General features: G+C 74.8%; 12 protein-coding genes. 11 read left to right on the forward strand and 1 reads right to left on the reverse strand.

The features are described 5' to 3' along the window. Window positions 1–33: 33 nt before the first annotated feature. Window positions 34–372, reverse strand: coding sequence for an SCP2 sterol-binding domain-containing protein (locus ACQPYA_RS12095; RefSeq protein ID WP_433533480.1), 339 nt, complete (start codon window positions 370–372; stop codon window positions 34–36). Window positions 373–485: 113 nt separating this feature from the next. Here ACQPYA_RS12095 and ACQPYA_RS12100 point away from each other — a divergent pair, with 113 nt between their 5' ends. The 11 genes from ACQPYA_RS12100 (at window position 486) to ACQPYA_RS12150 (ending at window position 13,392) form a co-directional block, all read left to right on the forward strand. Continuing rightward, a complete protein-coding gene (locus tag ACQPYA_RS12100; protein WP_433532694.1) occupies window positions 486–1,073 on the forward strand; it encodes a phasin family protein in 588 nt (195 codons plus the stop codon). Next, on the forward strand, window positions 1,070–1,297 hold the full coding sequence (locus tag ACQPYA_RS12105) for a hypothetical protein (protein ID WP_433532695.1): 228 nt from the start codon (window positions 1,070–1,072) through the stop codon (window positions 1,295–1,297). Before ACQPYA_RS12100 ends, ACQPYA_RS12105 begins: the two co-directional genes overlap by 4 nt. 16 nt (window positions 1,298–1,313) lie before the next feature. After that, window positions 1,314–2,174, forward strand: a complete 861-nt coding sequence (locus ACQPYA_RS12110) for a TlyA family RNA methyltransferase (protein WP_433532696.1) — start codon at window positions 1,314–1,316, stop codon at window positions 2,172–2,174. 70 nt (window positions 2,175–2,244) lie between these two features. After that, window positions 2,245–3,129 carry an NAD kinase gene (locus tag ACQPYA_RS12115; protein ID WP_433532697.1) on the forward strand — a complete coding sequence of 295 codons (885 nt, stop codon included), beginning with the start codon at window positions 2,245–2,247 and terminating at the stop codon, window positions 3,127–3,129. Window positions 3,130–3,186: 57 nt separating this feature from the next. After that, entirely contained in the window at window positions 3,187–4,944 is a 1,758-nt protein-coding gene (gene recN / locus ACQPYA_RS12120; RefSeq protein ID WP_433532698.1) for a DNA repair protein RecN, read from the forward strand. A 119-nt stretch (window positions 4,945–5,063) separates the two neighbouring features. Continuing rightward, window positions 5,064–6,242 carry a putative cytokinetic ring protein SteA gene (gene steA, locus ACQPYA_RS12125; RefSeq protein ID WP_433532699.1) on the forward strand — a complete coding sequence of 393 codons (1,179 nt, stop codon included), beginning with the start codon at window positions 5,064–5,066 and terminating at the stop codon, window positions 6,240–6,242. Between the two features lie 27 nt (window positions 6,243–6,269). After that, window positions 6,270–7,211, forward strand: coding sequence for a copper transporter (locus ACQPYA_RS12130; RefSeq protein WP_433532700.1), 942 nt, complete (start codon window positions 6,270–6,272; stop codon window positions 7,209–7,211). Window positions 7,212–7,287: 76 nt separating this feature from the next. Further along, window positions 7,288–8,166, forward strand: a complete 879-nt coding sequence (locus tag ACQPYA_RS12135; RefSeq protein WP_433532701.1) for a hypothetical protein — start codon at window positions 7,288–7,290, stop codon at window positions 8,164–8,166. A 1-nt stretch (window position 8,167) separates the two neighbouring features. Beyond that, window positions 8,168–9,826: a murein biosynthesis integral membrane protein MurJ gene (gene murJ / locus ACQPYA_RS12140; protein ID WP_433533481.1), complete on the forward strand. Its 1,659-nt coding sequence runs from the start codon at window positions 8,168–8,170 to the stop codon at window positions 9,824–9,826. A gap of 114 nt (window positions 9,827–9,940) precedes the next feature. Then, complete coding sequence (locus ACQPYA_RS12145) at window positions 9,941–11,104, forward strand: glycosyltransferase family 4 protein (protein ID WP_433532702.1); 1,164 nt, start codon at window positions 9,941–9,943, stop codon at window positions 11,102–11,104. Then, a complete protein-coding gene (locus tag ACQPYA_RS12150; RefSeq protein ID WP_433532703.1) occupies window positions 11,104–13,392 on the forward strand; it encodes a hypothetical protein in 2,289 nt (762 codons plus the stop codon). The genes ACQPYA_RS12145 and ACQPYA_RS12150 overlap by 1 nt, the downstream gene beginning before the upstream one ends. Window positions 13,393–13,480 lie beyond the last annotated feature (88 nt).

The raw sequence follows: 13,480 nt of genomic DNA on the forward strand, positions 1-13,480 counted from the left end.
GCCCCTGCCGCGTCGATTTTCCCGAGGCGCGACTCAGAGCAGTTTACGGAGCTTGAGCAGGTCGAACGGGTTCGCCTTGATCGACACTTGGCGGTTGGCCACCGCGCGGGTGACGTCGAGTTCGCCGCGCACCAGGGCGACGAGGTCGTCGCTGCTGGTGGTCATCGCGATCTTCGCCTGCGGGTTGTCGCCGTCGGCCAGCTCGACCAGCCGCCCGCCGGTGAGCCGGCCGTGGAAGGCGGTTTCCAGGTCGGTGATCCGGCAGGCCAAGGTGCGGTCCAGATCGACACGATCGCGAACGGTTTCCGCGTTGCGTTCGAGCCGGGTGGCCAGATCCTGCAACGCCTGCCGACACTCGTCCACCGTGGCCAACATCGTCTCCTCGCCCCACACCACGTAGTCTCCCGGGCACGGTACCGCACGGGGTGCTCCCGGCGGCCCGGTAGCGTGACACCGGCAGACCCGCCGGGTGAAAGGACTCAGGCATGCAGGACGCGTGGCGCGCCTACCTCGGACTGGCCATGGGCCTGACGGAGGAGCCCCGCAAGAAGGCGCAGGACGCGGTACGCCGGCTGATGGGCTCGACCGGCGCGACCGCCGCCCAGCTCCAGACGCTCGCCGAGGAGCTGCGCTCGACCGGGGCGGCCAACCGGGAGGCGCTGACCAAGCTGGTGCGCTTCGAGGTCGAGCGCGCGCTCGGCGCGGTGGGGCTGGCCACCGCCGACGAGGTGGCCGAGCTGGACCGCCGGGTACGCGAGCTGGAGCGCCAGCTTCGGGCGGCGGCCGGCGTCGTCGGCGGGATCCCCGGGCAGACCGGCGAGGCGCAGACCGGCGGCGGACCTGCGGCCGTGGCGCCGCCACCCGCCCCGAGCCGGGCCGTGGCGAAGAAGGCCGTGGCGAAGAAGGCGGTAGCTAAGAAGGCGGTGCCGACCAAGGCGGTTGCCAAGAAGGCCGTTGCCAAGAAGGCGGTGGCGAAGAAGGCGGCCGGCACGGTGGCCCGTACCGATGAGGGGGTGGCCGCTCCCGCGAAGGCCGCGCCGGTGCGCCGGCCCGGACCGGAGGGGGCCGCATGAGCGGGCCACCGCGGCCCGGACCGCCGCCGCCGGGCCCCCGGCCGGGCCCGACGCCGCAGCGGTGGTCCGGCGACGAGGCCGAGGAGGCCGGTCACCCGGCGGTGGACGCCGCGGTGCAGTCGATGGTCAACGCCGCGACGCTGGCGCCCGCCGACCAGATCGCCCAGTACGAGGCCGCGTACCAGACACTGCGGGAAACGCTCGCCACCATCGACCAGGCCTGAGGAGGCCCGCCCCGCCATGGCACGTCGTAACCGGTTGGACGCCGAACTCGTCCGCCGTGGCCTGGCCCGCTCCCGCGAACAGGCGGCGGCGCTGGTGGCGGCCGGTCGGGTCCAGCTGCGGGGGGTGCCGGCCCGCAAGGTCGCGGCGATGGTCGACCCCGCCGATCCGCTCCTGGTCACCGGCGACGATCCCACCTCGGAGTACGTCTCCCGGGGCGGGCACAAGCTGGCCGGCGCGCTCGCCGCGTTCGCTCCCGGCGGGTTGGCGGTGGCCGGCCGGCGTTGTCTCGACGCCGGCGCCTCCACCGGCGGCTTCACCGACGTGCTGTTGCGCGCGGAGGCGGCCGAGGTGGTCGCGGCCGATGTCGGCTACGGTCAGCTCGCCTGGTCGCTGCGGAACGACCCCCGGGTGCGGGTCTTCGAGCGCACCAACGTCCGGACACTGACCGCCGAGGCGATCGGCGGCCCGGTCGACCTGACCGTCGCCGATCTGTCGTTCATCTCGCTGCGACTGGTGCTGCCGGCCCTGGCCGCCTGCACCCGGCCCGACGGCGACCTGGCGCTCATGGTGAAGCCGCAGTTCGAGGTGGGTCGGGACCGGGTCGGCGCGGGTGGGGTGGTGCGCGACCCGGCGCTGCGGACCGAGGCGGTGCTCGATGTCGCGGCGGCGGCCGAGACGTTGCGCCTGGGGCTGGTGGATCTGGCCGCCAGCCCGCTGCCCGGGCCGAGCGGCAACGTCGAGTTCTTCGTATGGTTACGCCGGGACGCGCCACCGGCCGACCCGGAACGGGTCCGGAGCGTGGTGGCGGCCGGGCCGCAGGGGCCGGCGGCGGGTGGCGACGCGCCGGACGAGGTGACGGAGGAGGTGGCCGGGTGAACGAGCGCCGCGAGCGGATCGTCAACGTCGGTGCGCTGCTGGTGTCGGTGGGCCGGGCGGAGGCGTCGCGGTGACCCGCACCGCCCTGCTGGTGACGCACACCGGGCGTCGGCGCAGCACCGAGCACGCGCGTACGGTCGCCGCCGATCTCATCGCCGCCGGTTTCGAGGTGCGGGTGGTGGCGGAGGAGGCCGAGGACCTCGACCTGCCGGGTGTGGTGCCGGTGACCGGTCTGGAGGCGGCCGAGGGCGCCGAGATCGTCTTCGCGCTCGGTGGGGACGGCACGTTCCTGCGCGCGGCCGAGCTGGCCCGGCCGGCGAAGGTGCCGTTGCTCGGCATCAACCTCGGCAAGGTCGGCTTCCTCGCCGAGGCGGAGATCGGTGACCTCGACACCGCGGTACGCGACGTGGTGGGCCGTAACTACAGCGTCGACGAGCGGCTCACCCTCGACGTCACCGCGGAGTTCGACGGCGGGCCGACGATCGAGTCGTGGGCGCTCAACGAGATCAGCGTGGAGAAGGGGGAGCGGGCCCAGATGCTGGAGCTGCTCGTCGACGTCGACGGGCGCCCGCTGTCCCGCTACGGCTGCGACGGGGTGGTCTGCGCCACCCCGACCGGCTCCACGGCGTACGCGTTCTCCGGCGGCGGGCCGGTGGTCTGGCCCGAGGTGGAGGCGTTGCTGCTGGTGCCGATCAGCGCGCACGCGCTGTTCAGCCGGCCGCTGGTGACCGCGCCTACCTCGACCTTCTCGATCACCGTCGATCCGTTCACGACCCTCGCGGTGCTCTGCTGCGACGGGCGGCGGGTGTACGACCTGCCGCCGGGCGCCCGGGTCACCGTGCGGCGGGGCGCCCTGCCGGTGCGGATCGTGCGGCTGCGGGACCGGTCGTTCACCGACCGGCTGGTGGCCAAGTTCGACCTGCCGGTGCACGGCTGGCGGGGCAACCGCCGCTGACCCGGGTCGCCGTGCCGGCTGGTCAAGTGTCGGGCCTCGCGTCTACTGTCGGTTGCTGTGCTGGAGGAGTTGCGCATCACCGGACTGGGCGTCATCGAGGACACGACGTTGCCGCTTGCCGGCGGCATGAACGTCATCACCGGCGAGACCGGTGCCGGCAAGACGATGGTGGTGACCGGTCTCGGCCTGCTCTTCGGTGGCCGGGCCGACGCCGGGCGGGTGCGGGCCGAGCCCGGCCGTGCCGTGGTGGAGGGCCGGCTCCGGCTCGACGGTCGGGTCGCCGAGGCCGTGCACACCCGGATCGCCGACGCCGGTGGTGAGCCCGACGACGACGGCGCGCTGCTGCTGAGTCGTACGGTCACCGTGGAGGGTCGCTCCCGGGCGCACCTGGGCGGGCGCAGTATGCCGGTGGCGATGCTCGGCGAGGTGGGGGAGCAGGTGGTGGCCGTGCACGGTCAGTCCGACCAGCTGCGCCTGCTGCGCCCGGCCGAGCAGCGGGCCGCGCTGGACCGCTTCGCCGGGCCGGAGCACGAGAAGCTGCTCGACGCGACGCGGGAGGCGTACGCGCAGTGGCGGCGGCTCGTCGACGACCTGGCGGACCGGCGACGCAACGCGCGGGAACGGCACCAGGAGTCCGATCTGCTGCGGCTGGGCCTCGACGAGATCACCCGGGTCGATCCGCAGTCGGGTGAGGACGACGAGCTCAAGACGGAGGCGCAGCGGCTGGAGCACGCGGAGGGTCTGCGTACCGCGGCGCAGCTCGCCCACCAGTGCGTGGCCGGTGGGCTGGAGGCCACCGACGACACGCCGGACGCCTCGGCGCTGCTGGGCACCGCCCGGCGGACCCTGGAGGCGCAGGCCGGCACGGATCCGGCCCTCGGTGAGCTGGCGGCCCGGCTGGAGGAGGCGGCCACGCTGGTCGCGGACGTCTCGGTGGAGCTGTCGACGTACCTCGCCGGGCTGGACGCCGACCCGGCCCGCCTCCAGGTCGTCTACGAGCGCCGGGCCGCGTTGCGCGCGTTGACCCGCAAGTACGCCGACGACGTCGACGGGGTGATCGCCTGGGCGGAACGGGCCAGGACCCGGCTGTCCGACCTGGACACCTCCGACGAACTTCTCGACGAGCTGGATCGGGAGGCGTCCCGGCTGGCCGGCGAGGTGGCCGAGTTGGCCGCCCGGCTGTCGGCGTCCCGGCAGGAGGCGGCCGGGCGCTTCGCCGAGCAGGTCACCGTCGAGCTGGCCGGGCTGGCCATGCCGCACGCCCGGGTCGAGGTGGCGGTGCTGCCCCGACCGGCCGGCCGGGCCGAGCCCACGTTGCCGGTCAACGGGGTGGAGGTCGGTGTCGGGCCGGACGGCGGCGACGAGGTCGAGCTGCGGCTGCTGGCCCACCCGGGCGCGCCGGCACTGCCGTTGCAGCGGGGCGCCTCCGGCGGTGAGCTGTCCCGGGTGATGCTCGCCATCGAGGTCGTCTTCGCCGGTTCGGGCGGCCCGCCCACGCTGGTCTTCGACGAGGTCGACGCCGGGGTCGGCGGCCAGGCCGCGGTGGAGATCGGCCGGCGGCTGGCCCGGCTGGCCCGTAGCCACCAGGTGCTGGTGGTGACCCACCTGCCGCAGGTGGCGGCCTTCGCCGACCGGCACCTGGTGGTGGCCAAGGACACCGGCGGGGCGGTGACCACCAGCGGCGTGCGGGTGGTCGAGGACACCGAGCGGGCCCGTGAGCTCGCCCGGATGCTGGCGGGTTTGCCGGATTCCGATCTGGGTATCGCCCACGCGGAGGAGTTGTTGGCCGTGGCGGCCCGGGAACGGCGGCCCTGAGGCCGGCGATTGTGAGCGGAGGCACACCAGCCTTCGCCCCGATGTGCTTCCCTGGGTAGGCGGCCCTGCTCAGGCATGTCGCGACGGATTCACCCGCTTCACATGCCAGGATGGTCACGATGCGTCTACCCACGTTGCGCCGGACCCGGAACGCGGAACCGGGACGAATCCTCGGCACCGCACGCCTTGATCGTCGGACCAAACGCCTGGTCGGCCGGCTCCGGCCGGGCGACATCGCGGTGATCGACCACGTCGACCTGGACCGGGTCGCGGCCGACTCGTTGGTGGCGGTCGGTGTCGGCGCGGTGCTCAACGCCAAGCCGTCGGTCTCCGGCCGCTACCCCAACCTCGGGCCCGAGGTGTTGATCTCGGCGGGCATCCCGCTGCTGGACGACCTCGGTGAGGGGATCTTCGAGCGGATCCGCGAGGGCGACACGGTGCGGATCGAGGGCAACACCGTCTATCTGGGCGACGACCCGGTGGCGCACGGCAGCCTGCAGGACGCGGAGAGCGTGGCCAAGGCGATGACCGACGCCCGGGAGGGCCTGTCGGTGCAGTTGGAGGCGTTCGCCGCCAACACCATGGACTATCTCAAGCAGGAGCGCGACCTGCTGCTCGACGGGGTCGGCGTGCCGGAGATCGCCACCGAGATCCAGGGGCGGCACTGCCTGATCGTGGTCCGCGGCTACGACTACAAGGCCGACCTGGACGTGCTGCGCCCGTACATCCGGGAGTTCAAGCCGGTGCTGATCGGCGTCGACGGGGGAGCGGACGCTCTGGTCGAGGCGGGCTACACCCCGGATATGATCATCGGCGACATGGACTCGGTCACCGACGACGTGCTGCGCTGCGGCGCGGAGGTGATCGTGCACGCGTATCCGGACGGGCGGGCCCCCGGGCTGGCCCGGGTCAACGGGCTGGGGGTGCCGGCGGTGACCTTTCCCGCCGCCGCCACCAGTGAGGATCTCGCGATGCTGCTGGCGGACGAGAAGGGCACCTCGCTGATCGTCGCGGTGGGCACCCACGCCACCCTCGTCGAGTTCCTCGACAAGGGGCGCGGCGGCATGGCGTCGACGTTCCTGACCCGGCTCAAGGTCGGCGGCAAGCTGGTCGACGCCAAGGGTGTCAGCCGGCTCTACCGGCAGGGCATCTCGGGTTCGTCCCTGTTGCTGCTGGTGCTCTCGGCGGTCGCGGCCATGGCCTCGGCGGTGGCCGTCTCCACCGTCGGTAAGGCGTACCTGGGTGTGGTCTCCGAGTGGTGGGACAATTTCGTGTTCCAGCTCGGCCAGCTCTTCTAGCTCCCGACCGATCAAGAGGCTGCAAGCGTGATCAACTTCCGGTACCACGTGGTGTCCCTGACCGCGGTCTTCCTCGCGTTGGCGATCGGCCTGGTCGTCGGCACAGCCGCCCTCAACGGCCCGGTCGCGGATTCGCTGAAGGAGACCGTCAACTCCCTGCGCAAGGACAACCAGCAGATGCGCCAGGAGGTCCAGAGCATGCAGCGGGAGCTGGAGCTGGAGGAGGAGTTCGCGGCCGAGATGGCCCAGGTCATCCTGCCGGGCAAGCTGACCGGCAAGCGGGTGGTGGTGCTCAGCCTGCCCACCGGCCGGGACCACACCGAGGGTGTGATCAAGATGCTCGGTCTGGCCGGCGCCGACCTCGTCGGGCGGATCGACCTGCAGGACAAGTTCATCAACCCGGAGAACAACAACAACCTGCTGGAGCTGGCGGTGACGGCGGCGCGGCCCACCGGCGCGCCCACCGCCGGCCTGCCCGGCAACGGTCACGGTGTGGAGACCTCAAGCGCCCTGCTGGCCACCGTGCTGCTGGACCGGCCGGCCGGCTCGGAGCCGGTCACCGAGGCCGACCGGCGGGCGGTGCTGGCCGCGTACGGCAACGCCAACTACCTGACCGTGGCCGACCGGATCACCGTCGCGGCGGAGGCGGTGGTGGTAGTCAGCGGGCAGCCGTACGTGGACAAGGACTCCGCGAAGAAGGACGAGTCGGTGGTCAAGATCGCCGAGCAGTTCGACCGGACCGGGGGGATCGTGGTGGCCGGCAACGGCTCCGCCGGCGGCAACCTGGTGGCCTTCGTCCGCGGCGACGCGGTGCTCGCGCAGACCATCTCGACCATCGACAACGCGAACACGGTGCAGGGCCAGCTGGTGACCACGCTGGCGCTGGTGCAGCAGCTGGCCGAGCGCAAGGCCGGTCAGTACGGCGTCGGCGACAGCGCCGCCTCGTTGGTGCCTAAACTGCTCCAGTGAGCCGACTGCGCACCCCCGTGCCCGACCTGACGACGTCCGCCGGCGGACGGGATCTGACGATGCTTGCCGGCACCCGATGCGGGAGGGCGTGAGCGTGCTCGGTCGACTGCTGGTGGCGGGCATCGGGGCGGCTGCCGCCCGGTACGCGCTGCGCCAGATCCGCACCTCCCCGGCCGGGCCGCAGCTGAACCGGACGAACTTCCGGGGCCGCACGGTCACCCTGGCCGCCGGCCCGGCCCTCGCGGCGGGCGCCTCCACCGCCGCGGCCTGCGGCGCGACGAGCGTGCCGGCCGGGGCGGCGACGCTGGTGGCCGGGCTCGGCGCCGGCGCCGTCGGGCTCTACGACGACGTGGTCGGCGCCCGGCCGGAGCAGAAGGCGGACAAGGGCTTCGCCGGGCACCTGACCGCGTTGCGGCAGGGGCGGATCACCGCCGGCCTGATCAAGATCGTCGGGGTGGGTGCGGCCGGCCTGACCGCCGCGACGCTGCTCGCCGCCGACCCGCGGGTGGCCGGGCACCGCCACCGGCGACGGCAGGGCGCGCTGGGGCGCGGCGTCGACGTGCTGCTCGGCGCGGGCGTGGTGGCCGGCACGGCCAACCTGGTCAACCTGCTCGACCTGCGTCCGGGGCGGGCGCTGAAGTCGGGCCTGCTGCTCGGCGTGCCGCTGGCCGCCGGCCCGCAGGGCGGGATCGCCGCCGGTGCGGTCGGTGCCGCCGCCGGGCTGCTCCCCGCCGACCTGAACGAGGATGTGATGCTCGGCGACAGCGGCGCGAACGCGCTGGGCGCCGTGCTCGGTGTGGCGCTGGCCGCCCGCACCGGCCCGCTCGGCCGGGCCGGGCTGCTCGCGGCGCTCGCCGGGTTGACCGCGGCCAGCGAGAAGGTCAGCTTCACGGCTGTCATCGCGCGTACCCCGGGCCTGCGTGAACTCGACGCGCTGGGCCGTCGCGCCGACTGACGTGACGAGACCGGCACCCCTCGCCGGCGCCGGCCGGGTGGCCGGAGCCGCCGCGCTCATCGCCGTACTCACCGTGCTCAGCCGGCTGGCCGGGTTCGGGCGTACCGCCGTGTTCACCTGGGTGGTCCAGGACAGCGACCTGGGCGCGATGTACGTCATCGCGAACACCGTTCCCAACATCATCTTCGAGATCGTCGCCGGTGGGGCGCTGGCCAGCCTGGTCGTGCCGCTGCTCGCCGGTGCGGTCGCGGCGGGTGACCGGCGGGCGGTGGCGGCGACCACGGGCGCGCTGCTCACCTGGGCGGTGACCCTGCTGGTGCCGCTGGCGGTGCTGGTGGCCGTGGGCGCCGGCCCGATCGTGTCGCTGTTCCACGGCCGCTCCCCGGAGGAACTGGCCGCCGGTGCCCGGATGCTGCGGGTCTTCGCGCCGCAGTTGCCGCTGTACGGCATCGGCATCGTGCTCACCGGCGTGCTCCAGGCGCACCGCCGGTTCGCCTGGCCGGTGATCGCGCCGCTGCTCTCCAGCCTGACGGTGATCGTGGTGTACCTCGTCTTCGCCGCGGTGGCGGGTACGGGAGCGAGCGTGGCGCAGGCGGGGCGCGGCGCGGAGCTGATCCTGTCGGGCGGCACCACGCTCGGCGTGGTGGTGCTGTCGCTGTCGTTGCTGATTCCGTTACGGCGGCTGCGGCTGACGCTGCGCCCCGGGTACGCCTTCCCCGCCGACGCCCGGGCCCGGGTGGGTGGCCTGGTCACCGCCGGGGTGGTGACGGTCACCGCCCAGCAGGTGGCGACGCTGGTGATCCTCGTCCAGATAGCCGGCGGGCGGACCGAGGCGCCACAGGTGTTCAACCTGGCGCAGACCTTCTACCTGCTGCCCTGGGGGGTGCTGGCGGTGCCGCTGGCCACGGCCGCGTACCCGGCACTGGCCGCGGCGGCGGCCGGCGGCGACGAGCGCAGCTACCGCGACACCCTGTCGGCGACCCTGCGTGGGGTGCTGCTGTCCAGCTTCCTCGGCGCGGCGGTGCTGGTCGGCGCGGCCGGGCCGATCGGCCGGTTTTTCCCCCTCGACGCCGAAGCCACCGCCGCCGCCGTCGCCGGGTTCGCTCCCGGGCTGCTCGGGTACGGACTCTTCGCGGTGCTCTCCCGGGCCCTGTACGCCCGGGGGGCGACCCGGGTGGCCACCGCCGCCATCAGCGCCGGCTGGCTGACCGTCCTGCTGGCCACGGTGCCGTTGGCGGTCCTGCTCCCGGTGGCCGACCGGGTGCTCGCCGTGGCGCTGGCCAACTCGGCGGGGATGCTGCTGCTCGGTGGGCTGCTGCTGGTCGCGGTGCGGCGGGTGGCCGGGCGGGAGGCGCTCGACGGCGCCGGCCGGGCCGCCGTCGCCGGGCTGCTGGCCGGCACGACGGCCACCCTCGCCGCGCTGGCGCTGCTCGGGTTGACCGACGCCGGGGACGGCACCCCGGCGCGGTGGGTGGCCCTGGTGCAGGGCATGCTGTCCGGAGTCCTGGTCGGCGTCGTGTTCCTCGGCGTGGTCTGGCTGGTCGACCGGCGGGACCTGCAACCGCTGCTGGCCGGCCTGCGTCGGGCCCGGACCCGCCGCGGAGCGGAGGGCGGGCACACCCCGGAGCGGGGCGACGGGAAGGAAACGGTGGACCGGTGAGCGCGAGGAACGCAGCGCAGCGGAGTACCGCAGTCGGGAACGGAAGGTTGGCCCGGTGAGCGCGGGGAACGCAGCGCAGCGGAGTACCGCAGTCGCGAGCGGAGGGCCAGCTCGGTGAGCGCGAGGAGTGAACCGTCGTTCACCGGCCGGCGGGGCACGGTGGTGCTGTTGCTCGCCTCCAGCACCGGTGGGGTCGGGCAGCATGTGCGCGCGCTGGCCCGCGGGCTGACCGCCGCGGGGGAGTCGGTGCTGGTCTGCGGGCCGGCGGCGACCCAGGAGCAGTTCGACTTCGTGGCCGCCGGCGCCCGGTTCCGGCCGGTGGAGATCCCGGCCACGCCCACCCCGGCCGACGCCCGGGCGGTGGCCGCGCTGCGGCGGGCGCTGGCCGGCGAGCGGGTCGGCGTGCTGCACGCCCATGGGCTGCGCGCCGGGCTGGTCGCGGTGCTGGCCCGGCCCGCCGCCCCGCTCGTGGTCACCTGGCACAACGCGGTGCTCGCCGGTGGTCTGCGTGGCGGCCTGTCCCGGCTGGTCGAGCGGATCGTGGCCCGGGGCGCCCGGGTCACTCTCGGCGCCTCCGGGGACCTGGTGGAACGGGCCGCCGCGCTGGGCGCGACGGATGCCCGGCTGGCGCCGGTGGCCGCTCCCGCGCTGCCCGCGCCGAGCCGGCGTCGCGCCGCCGTACGGGCCGAGTTCGCCGTCGCCGCGGAGCAGCCGTTGATCCTGTCGGTGGGCCGGTTGCACCCGCAGAAGCGGTACGACGTGCTGGTGGACGCCGCCGCCCGGTGGCGGGATCGCACGCCGCCCCCGGCGGTGGTGATCGCCGGCAGCGGTCCGGCCTACCTGCCGCTGGCCGCCCGGATCAGCGCGGCCCGCGCCCCGGTGACCCTGCTCGGGCACCGCACCGACGTGGCCGACCTGCTGGCCGGCGCGGATCTGGCCGTGGTGACCAGCGACTGGGAGGCCCGCCAGCTGTTCGCGCAGGAGGCGATGCGGGCCGGCGTACCGCTGGTGGCGACCGCGGTGGGTGGGCTGCCGGAGCTGGTGGGTGACGCCGTGGTGCTGGTGCCGCCGGGCGATGTCGACGCGGTCGACGCGGCGGTGCGGGGCCTGCTCGACGACGGGCCGGGCCGGGCCGAGCTGGGCCGGCGCGGTGCGGCGCGGGCGGAGACCTGGCCCACCGAGGCGGAGACCGTCGCCCAACTGGTCGCGCTCTACGCCGAGCTGGCCCCCGGGCCGGCCACGCCGGACGCCGACGCGCCGTCGACGGGACGCCGGTGATGCTGCGCCGAATAGCTCCGATCCTGCTCACCCTGGTCGTGGTGGCGCTCGGCATCACCGCGCTGGCGGCCGGTCCGCAGACGCCGCCGCCGCGGCGTACCGCGGACTACGTGGTGCTGGTCGGGGTGGCCGGGCTGCGCTGGGAGGACGTGGATCCGCAGGGCACTCCGACGCTCTGGCAGCTGGCCCGGGACGGCTCCATCGGGTCGTTGTCGGTGCGTTCGGCGCGCTGGCCCACCTGCCCGGTGGACGGTTGGTCGACCCTCGGGGCGGGCAGCTTCGCCGCGTGGACGGGGAGCCGGTCGGACGGGCAGTGCCCGCCCCTGGAGGTGCGGGTGGAGCGGCCCGACCTGATCGGCGCCAACCTGCCGGAACAGGAGGGCATCGTCCGGTACAACCAGGACCGGCTCTCCTGGGGCACGGTGCCCGGCGCGCTGTCGGAGTCGGTGCGTTGCTCGGTGGCGGTCGGTCCCGGGGCGGCGGTGGCCGCGGCCCGGCCGTTCGGCCGGGTCGACCGGTACGAGCCGACCCTGCCGGAGGATCCGGCCGAGCTGCTCGGCTCCTGTGTGCTCAGCATCGTCGATCTCGGCACGGTCGCCGGCGCGGACCCGGCGGCGCGCGCGGCGGCCGCCCGCGCCGCCGATGCGCAACTCGCCCGGGTGCTCGCCGGCCGACCGCCGCAGTCCCTGGTGATCGTGGCGGGGATCTCCGACACCGAGCGGCCGTCCCGGCTGCACGTGGCCATCGCCGACGGTCCCGGCTGGGAGAACGGCTGGCTGACCTCGCCCAGCACCAGCCGTCGCGGCTACCTGCAACTGGTCGACCTGGCGCCGACCGCACTGGCCGCGCTGGGTCGCCCGATGCCGGACCGACCGTTCCTCGGCCGCTCCGCGGAGTCGGTCGGTGGCCGGCCGGACGACCTCTCCGCCGCGATCGCCGAGCCCGCCGACGCGGACCGGGAGGCCGCAGCCCAACGGGAGGTGGCCGGCAGGTTCTTCACGCTGCTGGCCGCCGTCCAGGTGGCGCTCGCGGTGGCGGTGCTGCCGTTGCTGCGGCGGGCCCGCCGGCACGCCGGGCCGTACGGTCCGAAGCCGGTGCCCCGGCGGGTGGTGGAAACCGTGGAGGTGCTGCTGGTGGCCGCCGCGTTGGCGGTGCCGGCGGCCCTGCTCACCGAGGCCGTGCCGTGGTGGCGCAATCAGCATCCGGCGGCCACCTTCGCCGGGCTGACCGCCGCGCTGCTGGCCGCCGCGACGCTGCTGGTGCGGCTCTCCCCGGGCTACCGCACCACCCTCGGTCCGCTCGGCGCGGTGGCCGGGTTGACCACGCTGGCCATCGGCCTGGACGTGATCACTGGCGCGCGACTGCAACTCAACGGTGTGATCGGCTACTCCGCCTTGGAGGGGGGCCGGTACGCGGGACTCGGCACCGTCGGGCTCGGGGTGTTCATCGCCGGGGCCCTGTTGAGCGCGGGCTGGCTCGCCCAGCAGGTACGCCGTGGGTGGCGGCCGATGGTCATGGTGGCTGCGGGCGGTGTCGCCGTGGTGGTGGTCGGCAGCCCGTACCTGGGTGCCGACTCGATTGGCGCGATCGCGCTGACCGCCGGGGTGAGCGTGGCCGCGGCGATCAGTGCCGGTGGTTGGCTGACCCTGACCCGGCTCGCCTGGGCGGCCATGGCCGGGCTGGCGGTGACGGTCGGCTTCGCGGTGCTGGACCTGGGCCGTTCGCCCGCCGAGCGGGGCAGCCTGGGCCGGTTCCTCGCCGCGCTGGGTGACGGCACCGGTGGGCTGACCGTGCAGCGTTCCAGCGCCTCCAATTTCGACACTCTGGTCAACAGCCCGCTGACCGTGCTGGCCCTGGCCGGTGCGCTGCTGGTCTGGTTCGCGTTGCTACAGCCGTGGGGTGGGCTGATGCGGCTCTTCGGCATCTATCCGGCGATCCGGGCGGCGATGGCGGGCACCGGCGTGGCCGCCGGGGTGGGCGGTGTGCTGGGCGCCTCGGCGTTGGACGTGGCCGGTGCGGCCGCGGCCCTGGTGGTGCCGGTGGCGGCGCTGTCCGCGTTGCGGGTGCTCGACCACTCCGCGGACCGGACCCGGCCCGTCCCGGCCCGGCCGGCCGGCGGCGCCGCGGCCGACGGCGACGCGGATCACGCGACGGCCGGCGGCACGGACGAAGTGGCCCCGGGCAGCGGCGGTACGCAGCGGCCCGGGTCGGTGGCCACGAAGCCGGGCGGCGCCGGACGCGGGCGCGGGCGGGCCGTGCGTTCATCGGCCGAGGTCGCGACCGGGTGACCCGGTGACGGGTACCTCGGGTGCGGCACCAGCACGCCGCCGGGGAGGTGTTACCGTGGAGTCCCGTGGATCGCGTGATCACTTCGTT

Source organism: Micromonospora sp. CA-263727 (assembly GCF_050942455.1).
Classification (GTDB): Bacteria; Actinomycetota; Actinomycetes; order Mycobacteriales; family Micromonosporaceae; genus Micromonospora.